The sequence below is a fragment of the Mycobacterium gordonae genome (assembly GCF_002101675.1).
Lineage (GTDB): Bacteria > Actinomycetota > Actinomycetes > Mycobacteriales > Mycobacteriaceae > Mycobacterium > Mycobacterium gordonae.
In genome coordinates, this window is sequence record NZ_LQOY01000246.1 from 21,772 (window position 1) to 47,587 (window position 25,816).

Annotated in this window: 20 protein-coding genes, 1 pseudogene and 1 riboswitch; of the genes and pseudogenes, 12 read left to right on the plus strand and 9 right to left on the minus strand. The window is 66.2% G+C overall.

Going from position 1 to position 25,816, the window contains the following annotated elements; genetic code table 11:
- The first annotated feature begins 14 nt into the window (after nt 1–14).
- Both AWC08_RS32095 and AWC08_RS32100 read left to right on the plus strand, forming a co-directional pair.
- The gene (locus AWC08_RS32095; RefSeq protein ID WP_232007878.1) at nt 15–821 is read left to right on the plus strand and encodes an enoyl-CoA hydratase; all 807 of its coding nucleotides are present in this window, start codon (nt 15–17) and stop codon (nt 819–821) included.
- Between the two features lie 236 nt (nt 822–1,057).
- Nucleotides 1,058–3,055 (plus strand): SGNH/GDSL hydrolase family protein, encoded by a 1,998-nt coding sequence (locus AWC08_RS32100; protein WP_085088721.1) that lies wholly within the window; start codon nt 1,058–1,060, stop codon nt 3,053–3,055.
- Here the strand turns inward: AWC08_RS32100 and AWC08_RS32105 are convergent.
- The gene (locus tag AWC08_RS32105) at nt 3,052–3,708 is read right to left on the minus strand and encodes a class I SAM-dependent methyltransferase (protein WP_065135200.1); all 657 of its coding nucleotides are present in this window, start codon (nt 3,706–3,708) and stop codon (nt 3,052–3,054) included. The two genes, AWC08_RS32100 and AWC08_RS32105, sit on opposite strands and share 4 nt — an antisense overlap.
- 84 nt (nt 3,709–3,792) lie before the next feature.
- Nucleotides 3,793–3,966: riboswitch (M-box (ykoK) riboswitch) on the plus strand.
- 221 nt (nt 3,967–4,187) lie between these two features.
- On the opposite strand from AWC08_RS32105, the gene AWC08_RS39290 reads away from it, so the two are divergent.
- Nucleotides 4,188–4,319 carry a hypothetical protein gene (locus AWC08_RS39290; protein ID WP_264075817.1) on the plus strand — a complete coding sequence of 44 codons (132 nt, stop codon included), beginning with the start codon at nt 4,188–4,190 and terminating at the stop codon, nt 4,317–4,319.
- On the plus strand, nt 4,316–5,968 hold the full coding sequence (locus AWC08_RS32110; RefSeq protein WP_065135199.1) for an NRAMP family divalent metal transporter: 1,653 nt from the start codon (nt 4,316–4,318) through the stop codon (nt 5,966–5,968). The genes AWC08_RS39290 and AWC08_RS32110 overlap by 4 nt, the downstream gene beginning before the upstream one ends.
- A gap of 29 nt (nt 5,969–5,997) precedes the next feature.
- Here AWC08_RS32110 and AWC08_RS32115 read toward each other — a convergent pair whose 3' ends face one another.
- A complete protein-coding gene (locus AWC08_RS32115) occupies nt 5,998–6,843 on the minus strand; it encodes a L,D-transpeptidase (RefSeq protein WP_065135232.1) in 846 nt (281 codons plus the stop codon).
- Between the two features lie 182 nt (nt 6,844–7,025).
- On the opposite strand from AWC08_RS32115, the gene AWC08_RS32120 reads away from it, so the two are divergent.
- A complete protein-coding gene (locus tag AWC08_RS32120) occupies nt 7,026–7,961 on the plus strand; it encodes a LysR family transcriptional regulator (protein ID WP_069433796.1) in 936 nt (311 codons plus the stop codon).
- Here AWC08_RS32120 and oxc read toward each other — a convergent pair.
- Nucleotides 7,958–9,649 (minus strand): annotated as a pseudogene (oxc, locus tag AWC08_RS32125) (oxalyl-CoA decarboxylase); the annotation flags it as partial. The gene AWC08_RS32120 and the pseudogene oxc overlap by 4 nt on opposite strands.
- 174 nt (nt 9,650–9,823) lie before the next feature.
- Between oxc and AWC08_RS32130 the strand changes: the two are divergent.
- Complete coding sequence (locus AWC08_RS32130) at nt 9,824–11,347, plus strand: FadD7 family fatty acid--CoA ligase (protein ID WP_065135197.1); 1,524 nt, start codon at nt 9,824–9,826, stop codon at nt 11,345–11,347.
- Nucleotides 11,348–11,362: 15 nt separating this feature from the next.
- On the opposite strand, the gene AWC08_RS32135 is transcribed toward AWC08_RS32130, so the two are convergent.
- Both AWC08_RS32135 and AWC08_RS32140 read right to left on the minus strand, forming a co-directional pair.
- A complete protein-coding gene (locus AWC08_RS32135; protein WP_065135196.1) occupies nt 11,363–13,522 on the minus strand; it encodes an elongation factor G-like protein EF-G2 in 2,160 nt (719 codons plus the stop codon).
- Nucleotides 13,523–13,656: 134 nt separating this feature from the next.
- Nucleotides 13,657–14,055 (minus strand): TIGR03668 family PPOX class F420-dependent oxidoreductase, encoded by a 399-nt coding sequence (locus AWC08_RS32140; RefSeq protein ID WP_069433785.1) that lies wholly within the window; start codon nt 14,053–14,055, stop codon nt 13,657–13,659.
- A gap of 268 nt (nt 14,056–14,323) precedes the next feature.
- Here AWC08_RS32140 and AWC08_RS32145 point away from each other — a divergent pair, with 268 nt between their 5' ends.
- From AWC08_RS32145 to AWC08_RS32160, 4 genes are all read left to right on the plus strand, one after another.
- A complete protein-coding gene (locus tag AWC08_RS32145; protein ID WP_069433784.1) occupies nt 14,324–15,388 on the plus strand; it encodes a S1C family serine protease in 1,065 nt (354 codons plus the stop codon).
- A 110-nt stretch (nt 15,389–15,498) separates the two neighbouring features.
- Nucleotides 15,499–17,292, plus strand: a complete 1,794-nt coding sequence (gene treS, locus AWC08_RS32150) for a maltose alpha-D-glucosyltransferase (RefSeq protein WP_065135230.1) — start codon at nt 15,499–15,501, stop codon at nt 17,290–17,292.
- Complete coding sequence (locus tag AWC08_RS32155; protein ID WP_069433783.1) at nt 17,289–18,650, plus strand: maltokinase N-terminal cap-like domain-containing protein; 1,362 nt, start codon at nt 17,289–17,291, stop codon at nt 18,648–18,650. Before treS ends, AWC08_RS32155 begins: the two co-directional genes overlap by 4 nt.
- Before the next feature lie 46 nt (nt 18,651–18,696).
- Nucleotides 18,697–19,377, plus strand: coding sequence for a YoaK family protein (locus AWC08_RS32160; RefSeq protein ID WP_082986488.1), 681 nt, complete (start codon nt 18,697–18,699; stop codon nt 19,375–19,377).
- A gap of 160 nt (nt 19,378–19,537) precedes the next feature.
- Here AWC08_RS32160 and ag85C read toward each other — a convergent pair whose 3' ends face one another.
- From ag85C to AWC08_RS32180, 4 genes are all read right to left on the minus strand, one after another.
- Complete coding sequence (gene ag85C / locus AWC08_RS32165) at nt 19,538–20,566, minus strand: diacylglycerol acyltransferase/mycolyltransferase Ag85C (protein WP_069433795.1); 1,029 nt, start codon at nt 20,564–20,566, stop codon at nt 19,538–19,540.
- Between the two features lie 223 nt (nt 20,567–20,789).
- A complete protein-coding gene (locus AWC08_RS32170; RefSeq protein WP_276077633.1) occupies nt 20,790–21,623 on the minus strand; it encodes an ABC transporter permease in 834 nt (277 codons plus the stop codon).
- The gene (locus tag AWC08_RS32175) at nt 21,604–22,404 is read right to left on the minus strand and encodes an ATP-binding cassette domain-containing protein (RefSeq protein ID WP_065135190.1); all 801 of its coding nucleotides are present in this window, start codon (nt 22,402–22,404) and stop codon (nt 21,604–21,606) included. Before AWC08_RS32175 ends, AWC08_RS32170 begins: the two co-directional genes overlap by 20 nt.
- A gap of 239 nt (nt 22,405–22,643) precedes the next feature.
- Entirely contained in the window at nt 22,644–23,582 is a 939-nt protein-coding gene (locus AWC08_RS32180; RefSeq protein WP_069433781.1) for a GlxA family transcriptional regulator, read from the minus strand.
- A 60-nt stretch (nt 23,583–23,642) separates the two neighbouring features.
- Between AWC08_RS32180 and AWC08_RS32185 the strand changes: the two genes are divergently transcribed.
- Nucleotides 23,643–24,749, plus strand: a complete 1,107-nt coding sequence (locus tag AWC08_RS32185) for a hypothetical protein (RefSeq protein WP_085088724.1) — start codon at nt 23,643–23,645, stop codon at nt 24,747–24,749.
- A gap of 680 nt (nt 24,750–25,429) precedes the next feature.
- Nucleotides 25,430–25,816 (plus strand): PE family protein (locus tag AWC08_RS32190; RefSeq protein ID WP_142283938.1); only part of this gene is annotated, 387 nt, incomplete at its 3' end.

The window sequence follows — 25,816 nt, forward strand, 5'->3', positions numbered from 1 at the left end:
AAAGGATGACGGGCGTGGGCGACTACCAAGCGGAAAAGAACACAGCGGTTCAAGGGCTGTCGGTCAGCCACGTCGACGGCGTGTTGGCGGTGACGATCGACCGTCCGGAGAATTTGAACGCGCTCACGGTGCCGGTGCTGTCGGGCCTGGCCGACCTGTTGGAATCCGCGGCCGGCGACCCCGGCGTCAAGGTGGTTCGGCTGGGTGGCGCGGGTCGCGCCTTCTGCGCCGGAGCCAGCATGAACGTCGACGACTGGCACGGCGTCGGCTCGGCCATCGAGATCGCCAGACAGGGCAACCGGGTGGTGCGCGCAATTACCGCGATGCCGCAACCGGTCGTGGCCGTCGTGCACGGCCCGGCGGCCGGTAGCGGAGTTTCGCTTGCCCTGGCGTGTGACCTCGTGCTGGCCTCGGAGAAGGCGTATTTCACCCTCGCGGTGACGAAAGTGGGGTTGATGCCCGACGCGGGCGCGTCGTCCTCGCTGGCGGCCGCTGTCGGCCGTGGCCGCGCGATGCGGATGGCGCTGCTCAACGAGCGGTTGTCGGCGGCCCAGGCCCTGGCCTGGGGCCTGGTGTGCGCCGTGTACCCGCCCGAGCAACTCGAATGGGAGACCAACAAGGTCATCCACGCGTTGCTGGCCGGACCCACTGCGGCTTTCTCGGAGACCAAGGCAGCGATCAACGCGGCCACCCTGGACGGGCTCGAGCCCGCCCTCGAACGCGAACTGCACGGTCTGGCGGTTCTGGTGGAGTCCGACGACTTCATCGAAGGCGCATCCGCGTTCCACCAGCGCCGCCCCGCCGCGTTCCCTGGCGGCTGAGCGCGGCGCACGGCAAATCCGTTGCGGGTCTTCGGTAATTCCGCGTGTCGTAACCCTATCCCGAACCTCGCCGCGCCTAGACTCTCTCGGATCAAGAGGAGGGGCAGCGACGTATCGGCATCACATTCGGCGCCGGACGAGGACGTGGTCAGGGCGCGCTGACGGCGAACAACGAGCCGGGCGGAAGGAAACCCGCACCGGCACGTTCTGCACCCAAGTCCCGTTGGGTTTCCCCGGTGCGGCGGGCCGGGCGGCTGGCGGCGTGGGACCGGGAGGACCGCCCTAGCGGCATCCCCGCCCTGGATGGCCTCCGTGCCGTAGCCGTCGGCCTGGTCCTCGTCGGGCACGGCGGTGTTCCCGGCGTCAGCGGCGGCTTCGTCGGCGTCGACGTCTTCTTCGTCCTGAGCGGCTTCCTGATCACTTCGTTGCTGCTCGAGGAATTGGGGCGCTCCGGGCGTATCGACTTGACCGGCTTCTGGATTCGCCGTGCTCGGCGACTGCTGCCGGCGCTGGTGCTGATGGTGCTCACCGTGGGTGTGGCCCGCGAATTCCTGCCCTACCAGTCCCTCGACGGTTTGCGCGGTGACGCGATCGCCGCTTTCGCGTGGGTGGCCAACTGGCGGTTCGTGGCGCAGAAGACCGACTACTTCACCCAGGGGGCGCCGTCGCCGCTGCAGCACACCTGGTCCCTGGGGGTGGAGGAGCAGTACTACATCGTTTGGCCGGTGTTGCTGATCGCGGTGACGCTGCTGTTGGCTGCGCGGGCCCGGAGGTACTTCGGCAAGATCACCGTCGGCCATGTCCGGTTGGCGGCCTTCGTGATTGCCACCCTCGGTGCGATGGCTTCGGCCACAGCCGCCATCGTCTTGACCACCGATACCACTCGTGACCGGATCTATTTCGGCACCGACACCCGCGCGCAGGCCCTGCTGGTGGGGGCGGCGGCGTCGGCCCTGCTGGTCAGGGACTGGTCGGCCCTGAATCGGGGCTGGTGTCTGATCCGGACCCGCTGGGGACGGCGGGTCGCGCGGGTGCTGCCCATGGTCGGGTTGGCGGTACTGGCGGCACTGACGCACTACGCGACCGGCAGCGCGGGTGAGTTCCGGCACGGTCTGCTGATCGTGGTGGCCGTTGCCGCGGTGCTGGTGGTTGCCCCGGTGGCTCTCGAGCAGCGCGGAATGGTGGCGCGCGCCCTGGCCTGGCGGCCGCTGGTGTGGGTGGGTGCGATTTCCTATGGTGTCTACCTCTGGCACTGGCCGATCTTTTTGGTGCTCAACGGCGAACGCACCGGATGGTCGGGGCTCGGCCTGTTCGCCGCCCGCTGCGCCGTCACCCTGGCGGTGGCGGGAGTCTCGTACTGGGCGATCGAACAACCCATCCGGCGGTGGCGGCCACAACGAGTGCCCCTGTTGCCGCTGGCCGCGGCCACCGTCGCCAGCGCCGCCGCGGCGACAATTCTGGTAGTGCCGGTCGGGACCGGGCTGCACGAGGTGGGGTTACCGCCCGGGGTGAATGCGGTGGCGGCGGTTTCCCCGTCCCCGCCGGGCGGCAGCGCACCCGCCCCGGGGCCACGAGATCCCAACGCGCCGTTCACCGTTTCGGTTTTCGGCGATTCGATCGGCTGGACGATGATGCACTACCTGCCGGCCACGCCGGGCTTCCGGTTCATCGATCACACCGTGATCGGGTGCAGCCTGGTGCGCGGCACGCCGTACCGCTACATCGGTCAAACCTTGGAGCAGCGATCGGAATGCGACACCTGGCCCGGACGCTGGGCCACCCAGATCGCCGCGGACCGGCCCGATGTCGCGTTGCTGGTGATCGGTCGCTGGGAGACTGTCGACCGGGTTAATGAGGGGAAGTGGACCCATATCGGCGACCCGACGTTCGACGCGTACCTCAACTTCGAACTGAACCGCGCCCTGGACATCGTCGGATCGACCGGAGTACGGGTGATGGTCGCCACCGTGCCTTACAGCCGCGGCGGTGAGAAACCCGACGGACGGTTGTACCCCGAGGATCAACCCGATCGGGTCAATCAGTGGAACATGATGATGCGCAACGCCGTTGCGCAGCGTCCGAACGTCGGTATCGTCGACCTCAACAAAAAACTCTGTCCGGACGGTGTTTACACCGCCAAGGTCGACGGCATCAAGGTGCGCAGCGACGGCGTGCACCTCACCCCCGAGGGGGTCAAGTGGATGTTGCCGTGGCTGGAGGAGTCGGTCCGTTAGCCGGTCCAGCAGCTGAGCTCCATGCTGTCGCTGGTCCGGATGGGGAAATTGAAGCTCACGTACCCGTTCGCGCCGTCTCGCACATAGTCCAGATATGGCCTGAGATCCGGTGATTCGGTGTTGTCGGCGACCACCAGCGCACCGGGCGACAGCGACGGTTCGAGCAACTTGATCACTGGTAGATATAGATCTTTCCAGCCGTCGAGCAGCGCGAAGTTCACCGGACCGTCCAGTTCGGCCAGGGTGGACAGGGCATCACCGGCCCAGATCGTGATCTCCTCATCGAGGCCGACTTCGGCGAATGTCTGCCTCGCCGTTGCGATCTTGTGCTCGCTGAGCTCGGTGGTCACCACCCGCCCGCTGCCGTTGTCCCGCACCGCCGCCGCGAGATGGATCGCGGAAATGCCGAAGGACATCCCGAATTCGACGATTGTCTCCGGACGGGTCGCCCGCACCAGTGCATAGAGCAGTTGCCCGGCCTCCGGCGTCACCGGAATGTAGAACTCGCTCATCGCCTCGGTACGCTCGGCCGGCGTCATCGGCCGCTCGAAATCTTCGCGCCTCTCTTGTAATTGCGACATCTGCTCTCGCGACGCGGTGTACATCCGCTCGAGTGTGGCGGCGACCGTGGGGTCCTGCAGAGTATTTGCCATTCCGCCGATAGTAGGCCGATAGCACACGGCACCTGCGGCTGTGCGTTTGACGGGCTGCGATCACAGTGACACCATGGGAACCTGCAAGCACCTCGGTAGGTGAGGCGTCTGCTCGGATACAGGCCACTGACCCCGAACGTCGAAAGACGCCCCGGGTCAGGACAGCTCTTCCCGGCTTAAGGGTTGAGCCCAAGTGGCTTCCGGTATGCCAACCGGATACGCCGTGCAGTGCCAAAGCTCCGACGAGAGGGGTGCGCCCGACGATTTTGCCGGGCATTGGCTTCTCTCGCTGGTGGGATGTGGTGACACCCCCGTGTGTCCCGGCTGTGAGGAGGTGAGGGACCGATGAGTACCAGTCCAGGCGATAGTCCGTATGCGAAATCCATCCTGTCCCGATCCGGCTCCAGCGCATCCGCTTGCTGATGCCCTGCTGCGCTGACTGACGCGAGCTGGTCGGGCCTGCCGTCAGGAGCACTGCAATGACCACCATCACTCGTGCGATTCGGAGCTGGGCCAACGCTTTGCGGGCCCCGCTGCAGATGACCGCGCAAGAACGAGCTGACATCTACGTGGCGCGAAGCCCCGTCGCGGTGCTGGGTGTCAGCGAATGACCTCGATCTCCACCCCTCGTCCGGTGCTGCCGGCGGTCGCCGAGCCGGCGGTGCTCGACTGCGCGCACGCCGGTGACATCGTCGGCGCCTTCGGCCGCATCGGGCGCGATGGTGATCTCAGCGGCCGATGGCGCCGGCTGCGAACGCTGCTGGTGATCAGTGGTCCCGGCCTCATCGCGATGGTCGGCGACAACGACGCCGGTGGTGTCGCGACCTACGCCCAGGCCGGCCAGAACTATGGGATGGCCCTGCTGTGGACGCTGGCGCTGATGGTTCCGGTGCTGTACGTGAACCAGGAGATGGCGCTGCGGCTGGGGGTGGTCACCCGGGTTGGCCACGCGCGGCTGATCTTTCAGCGGTTCGGCAAGTTCTGGGGTGCCTTCAGCGTCGGTGATCTGTTGCTGCTCAATGCGTTGACGATCGTGACCGAGTTCATCGGGGTTTCCCTGGCGCTGGGTTTCCTGGGCTGCCCGAGGATCGTCGCGATCCCGGCGGCCGCCGTGCTGCTGTTCGCGGTGGTGGCCGGTGGCTCGTTCCGTCGCTGGGAGGCGCTGATGTTCCTGCTGATCGCGGTGAACGTGGTGATCATCCCGATGGCGCTAATGGTGCGCCCCACCTGGACCGCGACGGCCGGCGGGCTGGTGCCGCAATTTCCGGGTGGCGTCAACTCGACGGTGCTGTTGTTGGTCATGGCGATCGTGGGCACCACCGTGGCGCCGTGGCAGTTGTACTTCCAGCAGTCCAACGTCGTGGACAAGCGCATCACGACACGCTGGATCCCTTATGCGCGAGCCGATCTGGCGTTGGGCATCGTCGTGGTTGTGGTGGGTGCGACGGCTTTGATGGCGGTGACCGCGTTCGGTTTGGCAGGAACCGTCGACGCCGGCAACTTCACCGACGCCGGCGCGGTGGCCGCTGGTCTGGCCCAGCATGCTGGCCGCACCGTCGGGATCCTGTTCGCGATCATCTTGCTCGACGCGTCGCTCATCGGCGCGAACGCGATCGGGCTGGCCACCACGTACGCCGTCGGCGACGCTCTGGGCAAGCGGCACTCGTTGCACTGGAAGATCCGCGAGGCGCCCTGGTTCTACGGCGGGTATGCGCTGCTGCTTGCGGTGTCGGCGGCTGTCGCGTTCAGCCCGGACCACGTGCTGGGCTTGATCACTCAGGGCGTGCAGGCACTGGCGGGTGTGGTGCTACCGTCGGCCACGGTTTTCCTGGTGTTGCTCTGCAACGACCGTGTGCTCTTGGGGCCATGGTCAAACACTCTGCGGCAGAACATATTCGCCTGGGCGATCGTGTGGAGTCTGGTGCTGCTGTCGCTGGCGTTGACGGCGGCCACGCTGTTTCCGCAGCTGTCGACGAAGACGATCGGAATCGGTTTGGCGGCCGGGTTGCTGATAGGCATGGTGGGTGGTGCTGCCGCGGTCCGCACGGGTCGCCGGGAACCCGCCGCCGTCCTGACCCGCACCGAGCGTCGTGCGCTGCGCGAACGGGATCTCGCGGACTGGAGCACGCCGAATGTTGCTGCGCTGGAACGTCCCACGATGTCGCCGACTCGGCGCGCCGGCCTTCTCACGCTGCGAACCTATCTCGTCGTGGCAGTCGTGCTGGTCGTGGTGAAGATAGTCCAGACCGGTATGTCCTGATTTCCGATGACCTCAGGGCGGGTCAGCGGTCAGGCGACGACGTCGATCGGGTCACCGATGTTGACCTGGTTGAAGTACCAGGCGGCGTTGTCCGGGCTGAGGTTGATACAGCCATGGCTGACGTTGGCGTACCCCTGGGAATTCACCGACCAGGGCGCCGAATGCACGTAGACGCCACTCGAGGTGACGCGAACCGCGTACTGGGCGGTGATCAGGTAGCCGTCCGAGGAACTCAGTGGGATGCCGATGGTCCGGGAGTCCATCACGACGCTGCGTTCCTTGGACATCGCGCTGAAGTTACCGATCGGCGTCGGACGGCTCGGCTTGCCCATCGAGGCCGGCATGGTGCGCAGCACCTGGCCGTTGCGGCTGACGGTGAAGGTGTGGGCGGAGATGCTTGCCACACCCCTTGTCCCTGGGCCGGTTTCAAATTCGCGCGTCCCGCCCGGCTGGACGGGGGCCGGTGTGAGCTCGCCAGGTTCGGCAGGGGCAGGCGCGGGGGCGGGGTCGACAGGGCCTTCCGGGTCGTCCAGCGCCTGGACTCCCACCGAGACGTGCGTATTGGGTGGCCAGTACCCGTCTGGAACCCATTGGACGACGTTGCTGTTCGTCCACTCATAGTGTCCGGAGGTATTGCTCGGCGAGGTGACGTGGATGGCCCGCTCGGCGGCGCGGCGATTTCTGATCGGCGCGGTGAAGGTCACCACCACGGGGTGCGCGATGCCGACCACGGCGCCATTGGCCGGCAGAATCGAAGCCAGGCCGGGAACGGGCCCGGGGACCGAGACAGCGGCAGTGCACGTCGCGGCCGACGCCGTCACGGCCATCAGCGCGATTGCGGCCACGACGAATACAGAACGAACCGCTCGACGCATGGTCTTCACCCTTCGGGACGGTGCGATAAACACGATGCCACATTCTAGGGGTTATCCGGACGGCAGGGGCCATAGCAAACAATTCCGGCCTAAATCCGGAATAGCCACGCACCGGACTGGCCCGCCCGCGGCCGACGCGTTAGCCTCAGCGGGTCGTACCCCACGGCCCGGAGGAGGTGCGGGTGCTCTTTCGCCAGCTGGAGTACTTCGTCGCGGTCGCTCAGGAGCGCCATTTCGCCCGCGCCGCCGAGAAGTGTTACGTCTCGCAACCTGCGCTTTCGGCGGCCATCGCCAAGCTGGAACGGGAACTCAACGTCACCCTGATCAACCGCGGACACAGCTTCGAAGGCCTGACTCCCGAGGGGGAGCGGTTGGTGGTCTGGGCCAAGCGGATTCTGGCCGAGCATGACGCCTTCAAGGCCGAAGTGCATGCGGTGCAGTCCGGTATCACCGGGACACTGCGGCTCGGTACCGTGCCGACCGCCTCGACCACGGCGTCGCTGGTGCTGTCGGCGTTTTGCTCGGCCCACCCCTTGGCAAAGGTGCAAATTTGCTCCCGACTGGCCGCGACCGAGCTGTACCGGCGGTTACACGACTTCGAACTCGACGCCGTCATCGCGCACCCGACGGACGCCAAAGACAGCCAGGATGTGGCGCTGGTGCCGCTCTACGAGGAGCAGTATGTGCTGCTGGCGCGCTCGGAGATGCTGCCGCCCGGCGCGTCCACGCTGCGCTGGCCGGACGCGGCGCAACTGCCGCTGGCGTTGCTCACGGCCGACATGCGCGACCGGCAGGTCATCGACGCGGCCTTCGCTCAACATGACCTCACCGTCCACCCGCAAGTCGAAACAGATTCTGTCGCTTCGCTCGTCGCACAAGTGACGAACGGAAACTGGGCGACCATCGTGCCGCACACCTGGCTGTGGATGGCGACGGCCCGCGGCGACATCCGAGCCGTCGAACTGGTCGATCCCGCGCCGAAAGCGCTGATCGGGTTGGCTACCAACGCATCCGGGCCGGGATCCCCGGTGACCCGTGCGCTGGTGGCCTCGGCGCAGCAGCTCGGCCTCGACGAGTTCTTTGCCGCGCAGCTGCGCAACCTGACCCAGGCGCGTTAACTACTTGCGGCGCTTTTGGGATTGAGGCTCGCCAGATGCCCGCTCTCGACGCCGGCGGCTGGGTCGAGTTGGCAGTCGATCAGGGTGGGTTCGCCGGACGCGAGCGCCCCGGTCAGCGCCGCCTCCAGCTCGGCCGGCGTCGTGACGTGATATCCCTTGCCGCCGAACGCTTCTGCGAGCAGTTCGTGGCGGGCACCGGAATTGAGCACCGTCGGCGCCGGGTCGGACCCGGCGGCCGACTCGTCGCCCCGGTATACACCGCCGTTGTTGAGGATGACGACGGTGACCGGAAGCCGGTACCGGCAGATCGTTTCGATCTCCATGCCGGAAAAGCCGAACGCACTGTCCCCCTCGATGGCGATCACGGGCCGGCCGGTCTGGACCGCCGCGGCGATGGCGTAGCCCATGCCGATGCCCATCACGCCCCACGTTCCGGTGTCCAGGCGGTGGCGCGGCAACTCCATGCCGATGATGTTGCGAGCCAGGTCCAGCGCATTTGCGCCCTCGTTGACCACGTATACATCGGGGTTGCGTTGCAGCACAGCGGAAATGGCACCGAGCGCGTTGTAGAACCGCATCGGGTGCGGATTCTCGGCCAGCCGCTCGGCCATCTTGGCATCGTTGCGGGCCTTGCGCTCAGCGAGCTCGGCGGTCCACACCTGCGGCGCGCTGACCGGGCGGGCGGCCAGGCCGTCCCGCAGTGCCGACAGCACCGACCCGATGTCACCGGCCAGCGGCGCCTCGATCGGCTGGTTGCTGTCGAACTCCGATGCCGCGATGTCGATCTGGATGAACGTGCGGTCCGCCGACCACTGCGGCGACTCGCCGTGTCCCAGCAACCAATTGAGTCGCGCGCCGACCAGCAGCACCACGTCGGCGCGGGCGATCGCCAGGGAGCGGGCGGCCGCGGCCGATTGCGGGTGCGAGTCCGGCAGCAGGCCCTTGGCCATCGACATCGGCAGGTAGGGTATCCCGGTGCCCTCCACGAAATCCCGAATCACGTTGTCGGCCTGCGCATAAGCGGCGCCCTTACCCAATACGATCAGCGGTCGCTCAGCCCGGGCGAGCAGGTCGAGCGCGCGCTCGACCGCCTCGGGCGCCGGCAGTTGACGGGGCGCGGGATCGACGACGCGCCACACCGAAGCGGCGGCGGCGGACACTTGCATGGCCTGTCCCAGCACCTCGCCCGGGATGTCCAGGTAGACACCGCCCGGGCGGCCGGATATCGCGGTACGAATCGCCCGGGCGATGCCGCGCCCGATGTCCTGGGCCCGCGCGATCCGGTAGGCCGCTTTGACGAATGGGCGCGCGGCGTTCAGCTGGTCGATGTCCTGGTAATCACCGCGCTGCAAGTCCACCACCGCCCGCCCGCTGGATCCGGAGATCTGGATCATCGGAAAGCAGTTGGCGGTGGCGTTCGCGAGGGCGGGCAGGCCGTTGAGGAAGCCCGGACCCGAGGTCGTCAGGCACACTCCGGGGCGCCGGGTCAGAAATCCGGCGGCGGCCGCGGCGTTACCGGCGGAGCCTTCATGCCGGAAGCCGATGTAGCGGATGCCCGCGTGCTGCGCGGTGCGAGCCAGATCGGTGATGGGGATGCCCACCACGCCGTAGATGGTGTCCACGTCGTTGGCCTTGAGCGCGTCCACCACCAGGTGGAAGCCGTCGGTCAGTGGTTCGGTCATGGTGGCCGCCCTCTCCTGGCTCGTCTGTGGCCCTCACTGTTGTCCGATTTGGCGGCCGTGTCCAAGACCCGGTCGCTATCCGATGATTTACGCAATGTATCGACCGTTAGCGGATCGGTATTGGACAGGAGTAACCGCCACCGGCAGGGTTCTGGTTAAGCCCGGACAAAGGAGCGTCTGATGACTTCCGTGCAGGATTCGCGCGTCACCGATCTGATCGAGGCCGCAGCCACCCGAGCACCGGATTCGCCCGCGCTGATCGTCACCGCCGACCGCATCCCCGTCAGCTACCGCGACCTGCTTCGGCTGGCAGACGACCTGTCCGCCCAACTGACGGGCGCCGGCCTGGAGTCGGGGGATCGGGTAGCCCTGCGTGCGGGCAGCAACGCCGAGTTCGTCGTCGCGCTGCTGGCGGCCTTGCGGGCGGGACTGATCGTCGTCCCACTGGACCCGGCACTCCCGGTCGGTGACCAGCGCGCGCGCAGCGAAGCCGCGGGTGCCCGGGCAATACTGGTCGACAGCGAGCAATCCCAGTGCTGGCCGATCACCGTGACCACCGAGGACGGCGCGTGGACGGCGCATCTGCACGCGGCCACCGAACCCGGCCCGGCCACGTCCACGCCGGAGGGACTGCACAGCGACGACGCCATGATCATGTTCACCGGCGGCACCACCGGGCTGCCCAAGATGGTGCCCTGGACGCACCACAACATCGCCACCTCGGTGCGGGCCATCGTCGCCGGATACCGGTTGGGTCCGCAGGACGCCACGGTCGCGGTGATGCCGCTTTATCACGGCCACGGGCTGATCGCCGCGTTGTTGTCGACTCTGGTATCCGCGGGCACGGTGTTACTGCCCGCGCGGGGCCGCTTCTCGGCGCACACCTTCTGGGACGACGTCAAGACCGTGGGGGCGACCTGGTACACGGCGGTGCCGACGATTCACCAGATCCTGCTGGAGCGAGGCGCCGCCGAGCCGGCTGAAACATCAAGACCCACACTACGTTTCATCCGCAGCTGCAGTGCGCCGCTGACACCGGAGGTGGCGCAAGCCCTGCAGACCGAGTTTTCCGCGCCCGTCGTGTGCGCCTTCGGCATGACCGAAGCCACCCATCAGGTGGCCAGCACCGGCATCGACCCGGACGTCAACCCCGCGGCCTTCACCGGGCTGGTCGGCGCCTCCACCGGCCCGCAGATCCGCATCACCGGACATGACGGAGCCCCCGTCCAGCCGGGCGGTGTCGGCGAGGTGTGGCTGCGCGGCGAGACCGTGGTGCGCGGATACCTCGGGGACCCGAAGATCACCGAGGCCAACTTCACCGACGGCTGGTTGCGCACCGGAGACCTGGGAACGTTGTCGGAGGCCGGGGACCTCAGCATCCGCGGGCGGATCAAGGAACTCATCAACCGCGGCGGCGAGAAGATCTCGCCCGAACGCGTCGAAGGCGTGTTGGCCACCCACCCGAATGTGTTGGAGGTGGCCGTGTTCGGAGTGCCGCACCCCATGTACGGCGAAGCCGTCGCGGCCGTGATCGTGCCGCGCGGTTCGGCGCCCACCGCCGGCGAGCTCACCGAATTCTGCCGGGACCGGCTGGCGCCGTTCGAGATTCCCGCGACGTTTGAGGTGGCCGACGAATTGCCGCATACCGCCAAGGGCTCACTGGACCGCCGCGCGGTATCGGCGCGGTTCGGTCAGCCTGGGTGAGACGGGATCGGCGAACTACGCCGTCGTCTTCACCCGGGCGGCTGCGGATTCGGGCATCGGTTCGTAGCGGGCGAACGTGCGGGTGAACGACGCGGCGCCGTGTGCCAGCGAGCGCAGGTCGATGGCGTAGCGGGTCAATTCAACCTGCGGCACTTCGGCTTTGACTACGGTGCGCTCGTGGCCGGCGGTGTCGGTCCCCAGTACCCGGCCCCGGCGGCCGGACAGGTCGCCCATCACGGCGCCGACGTAATCGTCGGGCACCAGCACCGAGATCTCGTCGATAGGCTCGAGCAGGATCACTTTCGTCGCCGCCGCTGCCTCGCGCAGAGCCAGCGAGCCCGCCATCTGAAACGCGAAGTCCGAGGAGTCGACGCTGTGTGCCTTGCCGTCGAGCAGGGTGACGCGGATGTCGACCATGGGATAACCGGCATGAACCCCCTTTTCCATCTGCGCCCGCACGCCCTTCTCCACGCTCGGGATGAACTGGCGCGGCACCGCCCCGCCGACCACTTTGTCCACGAACTCGAAGCCCGCGCCCTCCGGCAGCGGCTCCACCTCGATGTCGCACACCGCGTACTGGCCGTGGCCGCCGGACTGCTTGACGTGGCGGCCGTGGCCTTTGGCCTTGCCGCCCAGCGTCTCTCGCAGTGGGACTCGAAGTTCGACGGTGTCCACGGTGACCCCGTACCGGTTCGACAACGCCTCGAGGACAACGCCGGCGTGGGCCTCACCCATGCACCACAGCACCATCTGGTGTGTTTCGGAGTTCTGTTCTATCCGCAGCGTGGGGTCTTCGGCGGCCAACCGGCCCAGCCCGACCGACAGTTTGTCCTCGTCGGTCTTGGCGTGCGCCTGGATGGCGACCGGCAGCAGCGGTTCGGGCATCGTCCACGGCTTGAGCACCAGCGGCTCGGACTTGTCCGACAGCGTGTCGCCCGTTTCCGCGCGGCTCAGCTTGCCGATCGCGCAGATGTCCCCGGCCACCACCGCGGGGGCGGGCCGCTGTTGCTTGCCGAGCGGGAACGACAGCACCCCGATCCGCTCGTCTTCGTCGTGATCCGGGTGCGTGCTGCCGTGCCCTTGAGGACCTGAGCTCCCGTTGCCGAAGAACGACGAAAAATGGCCCGACACATGGACGGTCGCGTCCGGCTTGATGGTTCCGGAGAACACCCGGACCAGGCTCACCCGTCCGACGTACGGGTCCGACGTCGTCTTGACCACCTCGGCGAGCAGCGGCGCGTCGACGTCACACGCCAGCTCCTCGTGCGTCGCGCCCTGCGGCGTGAAAACCTCCGGAAGGGGGTGTTCGGTGGGGGACGGGAAGCCCCGGGTCGCGACTTCGAGCAGTTCGTAGGTGCCCACACCGGTGCCGCTGCACACCGGGATCACCGGGAAGAACGACCCGCGGGCCACCGCTTTCTCCAAGTCCTGGATCAGGACCGACTCGTCGATCACCTCACCGCCGAGATAGCGCTCCATCAGCGACTCGTCCTCGGACTCCTCGATGATGCCCTCGATCAAGGTGCCCCGGGCCTCCTCGATCCGGTCGGCTTCGGACGCGTCGGGCGCCGATTCGGTGCGCTTGCCGTCGGAGTAGTTGTACTGGGTCTGTGACAGCAACCCGATCAACCCGTCACCGGTCGGGAGGTACAGCGGTAACACCTTGTCGCCGAACGCGTTCTGCGCAGCGTCCAATGCCTCGGCGTAGTTGGCGCGGGCATGGTCGAGCTTGGTGATGACCACCGCGCGCGGCATGCCGACCTGGCTGCACTCCTGCCAGAGGGACTTGGTGGGTTCGTCGACGCCCTCGTTGGCCGCGATGACGAACAGGGCGCAGTCGGCGGCGCGCAGCCCCGCGCGCAGCTCACCGACGAAGTCCGCATATCCCGGTGTGTCCACCAGATTGATCTTGATGCCGGCATGAGCCAGGGACGCCACCGCGACGCCGACCGAGCGTTGCTGGCGGATCTCGGCGTCGTCGAAGTCACAGACCGTGCTGCCGTCGGTGACCGACCCGGGCCGGGACAATACCCCGCCGGCGACCAGTAGCGCCTCGACCAGGGTGGTCTTACCCCCACCGGACGGACCGACCAGGACGACGTTGCGGATACCGTCCGGACCGGCGGCGGTGGGGGCCGTAGCCGCGCCCTGGGAAGCACTCACTCTGTCGGCCATGACATTCCTCCAGTTCTCCCGGGGTGCCGCCGACTCCCGTACGCGGCGTGATCCAGCCCACAGGACGCAAGAGCAACTTTTCTCCCAACGGCGGCCCAGCACAAGGGTCGGCCCGGCCTTAAGTCACCGCTATGTCAGGCGTGCCAGCCCGACCAGCGCGTCGCACTCACCACGATCACGGGGCCGTCCAGCGGGACCGATTGGTACTGCGGGTATTTCGCGCGCAGTAACCGGTAACCGGTGCGCACCGCGTCACCTTCGGTGGCGACGGTGGCGGTGCCGTCCACCCGCACCCACCACAATTGCGACCAGTCCGGCGCATAGTGATCGACCAGCAGGCTGACCGCCGGATTGTGTTCGATGTTGGCGAGCCGGCGCAGCCGCCGCGTCTTCTTCGGCTTGGCATCGACCCCGGTGTAGATGACGTCTCCGTCGACCGCGAAGACCACCGGCACCAGGTGCGGCGTGCCGTCGGGTGCGACGGTGGCCAGTCGCGCTACTGGCGATCCAGCGAACCAGGCGCGGGTGTCCACCCGACCAGCCTAGAACCGGCGCAATGGCCGGTGATGTAAGTCACCAGCGGGGCTTTTCGATTAGGTCGTTACCGGGTCCGTCGGCTTAGGCTGCATTTAACTGGGTGCTCATTTGAGTCAGGCGTGGTCCGGCATTTCGCCGAATTGGTGCCTGACCACCGTTTAAGTGGGTATCTGCATTACGGTAGTAAGGGCCGCCACCCGGACCTTACGGCTGGGACTTGATTTTTAACCCACGACTATTCACCCGACGCAGGAGGTTTCCCGGATGAACAAATCGCGCCACCGTTCATTCAGGTGGTCATGGTTGGTCGCCGTCATGGCCGTCGCGGGAGTGGTCTCCGGCCTGGGTCTGGCAACGCCACCGGCGCCGGCGCAGGCGGCGCCGTACAAGCAATTCCCGTCGGTCCCGCTCGACCCGTCGGCGCTTGTCGGCCAGGTCGGTCCGCAGGTGGTCAACATCAACACCAAGCTGGGCTACAACAACGCGGTGGGAGCCGGAACCGGCATCGTCATCGACCCCAACGGCGTCGTGCTGACCAACAACCATGTCATCTCGGGAGCCACCTACATCAGCGCCTTCAGCGTCGGCGACGGACGCACCTACGGCGTCGACGTGGTCGGTTATGACCGCACCCAGGACGTTGCGGTGTTGCAGCTTCGCGGTGCCGGCGGCCTGCCCACCGCCTCCATCGGCGGCGGCGTCAGCGTCGGTGAGCCGGTCGTGGCCATGGGCAACACCGGCGGCCAGGGCGGTACGCCGCGCGCGGTGGCAGGGCGGGTGCTCGCGGTCAACCAGACCGTGCAGGCGTCCGATTCCCTGACCGGCGCGGCCGAGACGCTCAACGGACTGATTCAGTTCGACGGCGCCATCCAGCCCGGTGATTCCGGTGGTCCGGTGGTCAACGGCGCGGGTCAGGTGGTCGGCATGAACACCGCGGCTACCGAGAACTTCCAGATGTCGCAGGGCGGTCAGGGCTTCGCCATTCCGATCGGCACGGCGATGAGCATCGCCAACAACATCCGGTCCGGCGGCGGGTCGCCCACGGTGCATGTCGGGCCCACGGCCTTCCTCGGGCTCGGCGTCGTCGACAACAACGGCAGCGGCGCGCGCGTCCAGCGTGTCGTCGCCAGCGCTCCCGCTGCGGCCGCCGGGATCTCCAACGGCGACATCATCACCGCACTCGACGGGACCCCGATCAACTCGGCCACCGCGATGTCAGATGCCCTCAACGGACACCACCCCGGCGACATGGTGTCGATCAGCTTCACCACGAAAACCGGCGTTGCGCGTACCGAGAACGTCACCCTGGCCGAGGGCCCTCCGGCCTGATCGAGTCAATTCGTTTGGTGCTGGCCGTGATTCACGGTGAGCTTCGGAGACGGGTCGCCTCGGGTGATTCTTAACCAGGTGCGTCGGGTACCCGTGGCATCGTGGATTTGATGAATGACGCGATAAGCGCCTCAAGGCACGATCCCGCACACCATCCAGTGGAGGGCAGCCACGTCGAAGGTGGTGTGGTCGAGCACCCGACCGCCGAGGACTTCGACAACGCGGCTGCCCTGCCCGCGGATCCGACCTGGTTCAAGCACGCCGTGTTCTACGAGGTGCTGGTGCGGGCGTTCTTCGACTCGAACGCCGACGGCTCCGGTGACCTGCGCGGACTCATCGACCGGCTGGATTATCTGCAGTGGCTGGGGGTGGACTGCCTCTGGCTGCCGCCGTTCTACGATTCACCGTTGCGCGACGGCGGTTACGACATTCGCGACTTCTACAAGGTGCTGCCCGACTTCGGCACCGTCGAGGACTTCGTCGCGCTGATCGACGAAGCGCACGCCCGGGGCATCCGGGTGATCACCGACCTTGTGATGAATCACACGTCGGACTCACATCCGTGGTTCCAGGAGTCCCGGCACGACCCCGACGGCCCGTACGGTGACTACTACGTATGGAGTGACACCAGCGAGAAGTACACCGACGCCCGGATCATCTTCATCGACACCGAGGAGTCGAACTGGACCTTCGATCCGGTGCGCAAGCAGTTCTATTGGCACCGGTTCTTCTCGCACCAGCCGGACCTGAACTACGACAACCCGGCCGTGCAGGAAGCGATGATCGACGTGCTGCGGTTCTGGCTCGGCCTGGGTATCGACGGCTTCCGTCTGGACGCGGTGCCCTACCTGTTCGAGCGGGAGGGCACCAACTGCGAGAACCTGCCCGAGACGCACGCCTTCCTCAAGCGGGTGCGCAAGGTGGTGGACGACGAGTATCCCGGTCGGGTACTGCTGGCCGAGGCCAACCAGTGGCCGGCCGACGTAGTGGAGTATTTCGGCGATCCCACCACCGGCGGCGACGAATGCCACATGGCGTTCCACTTCCCGCTGATGCCACGCATCTTCATGGCGGTGCGCCGGGAGTCCCGATTCCCGATCTCGGAAATCCTCGCCCAGACACCGGACATCCCGGACCTGGCTCAGTGGGGCATCTTCCTGCGCAACCATGACGAGCTGACGCTGGAGATGGTCAGCGACGAGGAACGCGACTACATGTACGCGGAGTACGCCAAGGATCCGCGGATGAAGGCCAACGTCGGCATCCGGCGCCGGCTGGCGCCGTTGCTGGACAACGACCGCAACCAGATGCAACTGTTCACCGCCCTGCTGTTGTCCCTGCCCGGGTCACCGGTGCTCTATTACGGCGACGAGATCGGCATGGGCGACGTGATCTGGCTGGGTGACCGCGACGGCGTGCGGACCCCGATGCAGTGGACGCCGGACCGCAACGCCGGATTCTCCACCGCCAATCCGGGCCGGCTCTACCTGCCGACCAACCAGGATTCGGTGTACGGCTACCAGGCCGTCAACGTCGAGGCGCAACGGGACACCTCCACGTCGCTACTGAACTGGACCCGCACCATGCTGGCCGTGCGCCGCCGGCACGACGCGTTCGCCGTCGGGTCGTTTCACGAACTCGGCGGGTCCAATCCCTCGGTCCTGGCTTATGTCCGGGAAGTGCCTCGCGAGGACGCCGAGAACGACGTTGTGTTGTGCGTTAACAATCTGTCTCGGTTCCCTCAGCCGATCGAATTGAACCTGCAGCAGTGGAACAACTACACCCCTATCGAACTCACCGGACAGGTGGAATTCCCGCGGATCGGGCACCTGCCTTATCTACTGACGCTTCCGGGACACGGTTTCTACTGGTTCCAGCTGTCCCTTTCCGAGGAGGACCGATGACCCGCCCGACGACGCCTGCGAATTTGCCCTGGGCGGACTGGCTGCCCCAGCAACGCTGGTATGCCGGCCGTAACCGGCAACTGTCCACCGCCGACGTGTCGACCGTGGTGCCGCTACGGGAGAATCTGGACCTGGTGCTGGTCGACGTCAATTACGCCGACGGCTTCACGGAGCACTACCAGGTGATCGTCGGCTGGGACACCGAGCCCATCACCGAATACAGCACCCTGGCCACCATCGGTTCGGCGGAGGACCACACGGCCTTCGACGCGTTGTACGACCCGTCGGCCGCCCAGTTCCTGCTGTCGCTGATCGACTCGGCGGCGGTGCGCGGCGAATCCGAGTCCCAGGTCAGGTTCTCCAAGGAGCCCGACGTCGAATTGCCGCTGGACGCCTATCCCCGGGTCTCCGATGCCGAACAGAGCAACACCAGCGTGATCTTCGACCGGGCTCCCAGCGCCATCTTCAAGGTGTTCCGTCGGGTCAGCCCCGGTATCAATCCGGATATCGAGCTGAATCGGGTGCTGGGACGGGCCGGCAATACCCACGTGGCCAAACTGCTCGGCGCATACGAGGTGGGTTCGCCCGACGAGCCGGATGCGTCATCGCCGCTGGGCATGGTGACCGCGTTCGCCGCCAACGCGGCCGAGGGCTGGGCGATGGCCACCGCCAGCGTGCGCGACCTGTTCGCCGAGGGCGACCTGTATGCCCATGAGGTCGGCGGCGACTTCGCCGGTGAGTCCTATCGACTCGGCGAGGCGGTGGCGTCGGTGCACGCCACGCTGGCCGAGACCCTCGGAACGTCGCAGAGTGTCTTCCCGCTGGACCACGTGCTGTCCAGGCTCAGCGCGGCCGTGGCGACGGTGCCCGAACTCGAGCAGTACGCGGCCTCGATCGAGGAGCGGTTCGCCAAGCTGGCCGAAGAGTCGATCACGGTGCAGCGGGTGCACGGCGACCTGCACCTCGGGCAGGTGCTCCGGACCCCGGAGAGTTGGGTGCTGATCGACTTCGAAGGCGAGCCGGGTCAGCCCCTGGAGGAACGCCGCGCGCCGGATTCACCGCTGCGTGACGTGGCCGGGGTGTTGCGGTCGTTCGAGTACGCGGCCTATGGGCCGTTGGTGGAGAACACGGCGGACAAGCAGAAGGCGGCGCGGGCTCGGGAATGGGTGGAGCGCAATCGCACCGCGTTCTGCGACGGGTATGCCGCGGCGTCCGGCATCGACCCCCGTGACTCGGCGCTGCTGCTGGCCGCCTACGAACTCGACAAGGCGGTCTATGAGACCGGCTACGAGGCACGTCACCGGCCCACCTGGCTGCCCATCCCGCTGCGGTCGATTGCCCGTCTGACGACGGCCTGACTCTCGCGGGCGTGCCTAGGCCGCGCGTCTCTGGAAGCATGCTCGTGTGCAAAGAGAGATGTACGACAGCGAAGCCCGACTGGCCTGGGTGCTGGCCGCGCTGGCCGGGGTTCTCGGGGCCACCGCGTTCACCCACTCCGAGGGGTATTTCGTTACGTTCATGACAGGGAACGCCCAGCGTGCGGTGCTGGGCTTCTTTCGTGACGACGTGACCCTGTCTCTGAGCGCGGGCACGCTGCTGCTGTGTTTCGTGGCCGGCGTGATCGTCTCCTCGGTGTGCCGGCGCCGGTTCTGGGCGGCGCACCCGCACGGCCCCACTGTGTTGACCACAGGCTGTCTGGTGTTCGCCACGGCGCTGGACATCGTGCTGGGCGGATGGGAGGAGACGCTGCTCGATTTCGTACCGATCATGTTCGTGGTGTTCGGGATCGGTGCGCTGAACACCTCCTTCGTCAAAGACGGCGAAGTGTCGGTGCCGTTGAGTTACGTCACGGGAACGCTGGTCAAGATGGGCCAGGGCATCGAACGTCACGTGGCCGGCGGCAAGATCGAGGACTGGTTCGGCTATTTCATGATGCTCGCGACGTTCATGTTGGGCGCCGCGATCGGCGGTGCGATCAGCCTGGTGGTCAGCGGCACGCAGATGCTGGGTGTCGCCGCGATGGTGTGCGCGGTGACGACGTGCTACACGTACCTGCACGCCGACCGGCAAGGGTTGCTGGACTAAAGGAACATCGGCAGCAGCGCTGGCCGAGTGCGCTGCTACCTGGCGGAAAGGAACATCGGCAGCAGCGCTGGCCGAGTGCGCTGCTACCTGGCGGAAAGGAACATCGGCAGCAGCGCTGGCCGTTGCGCTGCTGCCGATGTGGTCTCTGGTGAGCGGCTGATCAGGTCCCGGCGACCGGAGGGCTGGCCGGCGCGGGCGCCGGTGCGGCGTTGACCGCGTTGATCACCTGCAGCATGTCGGGCTTCATCGCCATCAACTGCTGGTTCCAGTAGTTCCAGGAGTGGGTGCCGTTGCCTGGGAACTGGAATACCCCGTTGCGTCCGCCGTTGGCCGCGTAGGTCTGCTGGAACTGCTGGTTGGTGCGCAGCGTCAGGCCCTCGAGGAACTTCGCCGGCATATTGTCGCCACCGAGGTCGCTGGGTGTGCCGTTGCCGCAGTAGACCCAGATCCGGGTGTTGTTGGCGACCAATCGCGGGATCTGCATCATCGGGTCGTTGCGCTTCCAGGCCGGGTCGGTGGACGGCCCCCACATGCTGTTGGCGTTGTAGCCGCCGGAGTCGTTCATCGCCAGGCCGATCAGGGTCGGCCACCATCCCTCCGACGGGTTCAGGAAGCCCGACAGCGAGGCCGCGTAGGGGAACATCTGCGGGTAATAGGCGGCCATCACCAGCGCTGAGCCGCCCGACATGGAAAGGCCCACAACCGAATTGCCGACCGGCGAAGTGCCTTTGTTGGCCTGCAGCCATGCGGGCATCTCCCGGGTCAGGAACGTTTCCCACTTGTAGGTGTAATTCTGGCCGTTGCCCTGTGAGGGCTGGTACCAGTCGCTGTAGAAGCTGGACTGTCCGCCGACCGGCATGATCACCGAGAGGCCGGAGTTGTAGAACTCCTCGAAGGCAGGCGTGTTGATGTCCCAGCCGCTGAAGTCGTCCTGGGCGCGCAGGCCGTCCAACAGGTAGACCGAATGCGCTCCGCCACCCTGGAATTGGACCCGGATATTGCGGCCCATCGCCTGCGAAGGGATTTGCAGATACTCGACCGGCAGTCCCGGCCGGGAGAAGGCACCCGCGGTAGCCGACCCGCCGACCGCACTGACGAGGCCGGTCAGCAGCGCAGCACCCAGAGCCGCGAACGCCAACCTGCGAGGCATGGTTGTCGCTGCGCCACGCAGCTTTTCAACGAATTTCATCGTTTTACCCATCCCACTTTCATCTGCCGCTGGTGCGGTGGAATCTGTTCTTGGGCGAGTGAAACACAGGCGGCAGAGGCGGCGAGCCCGTCGCGGCCGTAGAACTTTGTCGCGGTTGGCTAACGATTAGGAGTCGGCCCCGATACCCGCTGGGCCGGTCACTTTCGGGTAACGAACAGCCACCGGATGAGTATCGCCGTCTTTACTGGCGGCGCTCAATCCGTTATGCGACCAGCCGGCGCAAAAATGTTGACGCCGTGATGATTCCGACGACCGGAGCCACGACGAGCACGACGACGTCCGCGATGTGGAACGGAGTCCCGATCAACAGGGCGCGCAGCACGTCGACCTCGTAACTGAGCGGGTTGACCTTGCTCAGCGCGCGCAACCAGCCCGGCATGACGTCGACCGGGTACAGCGCGTTGGACGCGAAGAACAGCGGCATGGTGATGGCCTGGCCGATGCCCATCAGCCGGTCGCGGTTACGCACCAGTCCGGCCAAAGTCATTGACAGGCAAGCAAAGAACGCCGCGCCGAGCATGACGGCCACCATCGCCGCCAGGATCCGCAGCGGGTTGACGGTCAGCCCGATGCCCATCACGTAGGCCAGCGCCAGCACCCCGACGACCTGTGCCACCGACCGCACGCCGGCGGCGAACGACTTGCCGGTGATGAGGGCCGACGCGGGCGCCGGCGTCACCATCAGCTTGGCCAGGACACCGGCGTCACGGTCCCAAATGATCTGGATGCCATAGAAAATCGAGATGAACAGCGCTGACTGCGCGATGATCCCCGGTGCCAGGAACGCCTGGTACGTGACGTTGCCAGTGTCGATGACATGGAGATGGCTGAAGGTGGTGCCGAAGATCAGCAGCCACAGCGCGGGCTGCACCATCCGCATCACCAGTTCGGTCCGGTCGTGCCGCAACTTCTGCAGCTCGACGATCGCGAACGCCCCGACACGGCTCAAAGTCGCTCTGGCCCTCTCTAATCCGTGTGGAGCTCGGATCAGGCCGGCGGTGGGTGAGTAGCTGTGGTCAACCGACACGGCGGGCAACCCTTCTGGTGGAACGGATTTGATGGATGTCGGCCGAGTCCTCGTTGAGCCCGGACGCCGAATAGTGCCGGAACACGTCTTCGAGCGTGGCCTCCGGTGACAGCGCCCCCTTCAATTCCCCGGGGGTTCCCACCGCCTGCAATGCGCCGTGATGCATCAGTGCGACCCGGTCGCACAGGGCGTCCGCCTCTTCCATGTAGTGGGTGGTCAGCAACACGGTCATGCCGAACTGCTGCTGCATCTGACGGACCTGAGTCCACACGCCGTCGCGCGCGATCGGGTCCAGGCCGACGGTCGGTTCGTCCAGCACGAGCAGCGAGGGCCGGTTCACCAGGGCTTGGGCCACTTCCAGTCGGCGCACCATGCCCCCGGAGTAGCTCGATGCCAGCTGGTCGGCGACATCGAGCAAGTCCATGGCGGCCAGCGCCTGCTCGACACGCTCGGTGCGCTCGGCGCGCGGCACACCGTACAGCCGGGCGAACCAGGTCACGTTCTGCCGTCCGGTCAACGCCGTCTCAATCGACAGTTGTTGCGGGACATAGCCGATATTGCTACGGATGTCGACCGTCTGACTCTGTGCGTCCAGCCCGAAGATACGCAATTGGCCCTGCTGGACCGGTGCCAGCGTCGTCAGCACCCGCACCACCGTCGTCTTACCGGCGCCGTTGGGCCCCAGTAGGCCCATCGTCTCGCCGGGGTGCACCGTGAACGTCACATCGTCGACCGCGGTGTGCTGGCCATAGCGATAGGTCAGGTGCCGGCAGTCAATGGCCTCGGTCATATGCATCGCTCCTGCAGCTTCTTGGTCATCCCCTCGAGCACCTCCAGCCCCTTGGCCAATACCCCGATCTGGTCGTCGTCAAGCTCGTCGAGCAGCTCACCCGCCGGTCGCGGGGATCGCGCTCCGCTGCAGCGAACCCGTCGGCAATCTTGGACAGGCGGCCGCGACGCCGACCGAATCCGCACCAAGTCGGCGACCAGACCGGTCTTTCGCTACCGACAGCTCTATAGGCAAGCTATTTATTCCCGGCGCATGGCCTGGCGCAGCGCCGAGGCCGAGTTGTAGCCGACCATTCCGGCAATCTGCCCCATGGTCAACGAGGTCGTTCCGCGCAGGTGCCGAGCCTGCTCGAGCCGAACGCGTTGCAGCAGACCGTAGGGCGTGACGCCCAAGCTCTGCCGAACTCGGCGCTCCAGGGTGCGTCGGGTGGTGCCCAGCTCAAGGGCTGCGGAAGCGACACTGACGTTGCCGTCGAGATGGCTGCGGATCCAGGCTTCGAAGTCGACGACGAGGCGGTCGGTGGTCGCTAAGTAGGTCTGGGCGGCTCCGACGCTGGACGCCGGGCGCCGGTCGAAAAGCAGAATGGCGGCTGTCGCGTCCGCCAGCTGCGGGCTGATTCCCGCCACGATGTGCATCGCGAGGTCGATATGGGCAAACGCAGCCCCGGCCGTGGTCACCGGACCGTCGGCGACCACCATGCGCGACATGTCGAGCGTGACCCGTGGGAAACGCCGCGTGAACTCGTCGGCGAGCCACCAAGTCGTCGTCGCCTGACGCGCGTCGAGAACCCCGGCGTCGGCGAGGACGAAAGTCCCGGTGCACGCCGCAGCCACCGGCCGACCGGCACGCACCCAGTCCCGGACCGTCCCACGCGCCGCGCGGACTTCATCGCGCATCAGCGCGTCGATGACTCCCGCCGGCGTATTCATGGTGAGGGCGGGCACCACCAGCAGGTCCAGCCTGTTCATCGTTTCGTCATCGAGAGTGTGGTCGACGGGCACCAGCACTCCGGCCGCGGTCCGCACCGGTTTGCGGTCGATTCCGACTGTGGCAACTTCTATTTCGGGGATATCGGTGTGCACCTGTTGCCGGGCGGTGTTCGCGCCGCGGATTACGTCGATGATCGTCACCAGCCCGGAGGCCCAGCAGGCGGGTAGGGCCATCACCCCGATGAACATGTCGCAAATGCTATCCGCCGTGTCGCAATCGCGGTCGTGTTGCGGCCTAGCCTCGTCCGCATGTATTCGGAGAATCACGCACTGATCGGCTGCGAGTCACGGCACTACGAGCGACTTGGGTTGATGTCCAACGAGATTCAACCATGGGAAGACGGCTGGCGGACCAGTGCCGCGCCTGGGTCCCGGGGCACCTTTGAATGGTGGTACTTCGATGCCCACCTCGACGACGGGTGGACGGTGACGGTGGAAATGCACACCAAACCGCCCTTTGTGTCCCTCGAAGCGCCGCTGACGCCCTTCGTCCTGATGACGGTCACGACGGCCGAGGGCGAACGTACCGACCACACGCTGATTGCCGAGCCCGAGGCGTTTGCGGCTTCCGTCGACGACTGCGACGTCAAGATCGGCGCCAACACTTTCCGCCGTACCGACGACGGATATCTGATCCACGTCGAAATCGACGACACGGTAGCCAATTTCACGCTTCGGCCGCAGTTTCCGCCGTGGCGGCCGGCCACTGGTCACGTGTTCTTCGGCGCCGAGGAGCAGCACTACATCGCGTGGCTGCCCGTGGTAGCGCGGGGCGAGGTGCGGGCGGTGATCAGCGTGGGTGGGCAGACGCGCGAATTCGCCGGCACCGGCTATCACGACCACAACTGGGGCAACGTCGCTCCGCGCAAGGTGCTCGACCATTGGTACTGGGGCAGGGCCCGGGTCGGCGAATACACCGTCGTGTCACTGATGTTCGTCAGCCACGCTGACTACAACTACGCGCAGCTACCGGCGGTCATGGTGGCACGGGGTGACGAGATCGTCGCCTCGGCGGTCGGCGCCGAAGCAATCGGCTTCACCACCGCCGAGGTCACGACTCACGGCGCCACCGGTATCCCGGTGGCCCATCGTCTCGAGTACTCCGTGTCAGCCGGTGCCGACGCCTTCACGGTGACGTTCTGCCGGCAGCAGGAGGTGTCCACCCTCGATTTCGGTTCCGCGGGTGCCTACTTGCGATTCCGGGGCAACGTCACGGTCGAGCACAGTCACGATGGCGTCGTCGAGACTGCGACCGATCGAGCGCTGTGGGAACTGTTGTACTTCGGGCAGCGGGCGGCGGCGCCCGACGTCAAACCGACGGACTCGTCGGTGATGCTGATCGGTCATCAGGCCTGACGCAGGAGCCGGCAACTTCTCCGCCATGCCCGTCCGTCTCCCTATAAAAAATTGAGTAGTTGGAATGACGAAATCGAATGGAGTTGCGTCAATAGCTGATTTTGGCGTTGTCAAAGGGTTTTACACGGCGATTGTGGGTGGTTCGAGTGGGTTTGTGAATTAGGGTTGACTTGCGGTGTTGCGGTGTTGCGGTGTTGCGGTGTTGGGTATGTCGGTTCTGGAGGCAGGTCGGCTCAGTTGTGCGGGGATTGAGTCACTGCGGAAAAACGGAAGCACGGGATCGGGGATCGGTCCGTCGGATTATTGCGGGCGGGTCGGCAGAATGCTTGTTGAGCACTTGTTTTACGAGGGAACGGAGCCAGTCTCGATCGAAGTATCGGCGTGTGGGTCCCGTCGAGAATGGCGCTGTCGGCGGCGTCGTGGGCAACGCTGCGCGGTTCGCTGCGGCGCCTTGGAGGGGCCTGTCAAATTAGTTTTCCTCACAAAGTAGGTGGCCGTTTTAAGCGGCTGTGCCTGCTGTGCAAAGAAGCTTTACATGCTGACCGCTGGTCACTTTATTTGTTTTATCTGTGTTTGTCCGAAACCCCCGCTTGTGGGGGTGATTGCGCGTATTTTTCTGCGTGTTATTCGGTGGATTTCGGGTCGGCTCAACGTGTGCGGGTCGCGGTTGGTGAGGGCGGTTGAGTAAGTCGTTTGTGGTGGCGGTACCGGAGATGGTTTCGGCGGCGGCGGGGCAGGTGGCCGGGATCGGGGTGTCGGTGAGTGCGGCTAATGCGGCGGCGGCGGGGGCGACCAGCGAGGTGGTGGCCGCGGGGGCTGATGAGGTGTCGGCGGCGATTGCGGTGTTTTTCGGCGCCCATGGGCGTCGGTATCAGGCGTTGAGTGTGCAGGCGGCGGTGTTTCAGGAGCGGTTCGGGCAGGCGTTGAGCGCGGCGGGGCAGGCTTATGCGGTGGCTGAGGCGGCCAATTCTGGGTCGTTGCAGCAGTTTGAGCAGGCGGTGTTGGGGTTGGTCAATACGCCGACGCAGGTGTTGTGGGGGCGGGGGTTGATTGGTGATGGGGTCGAC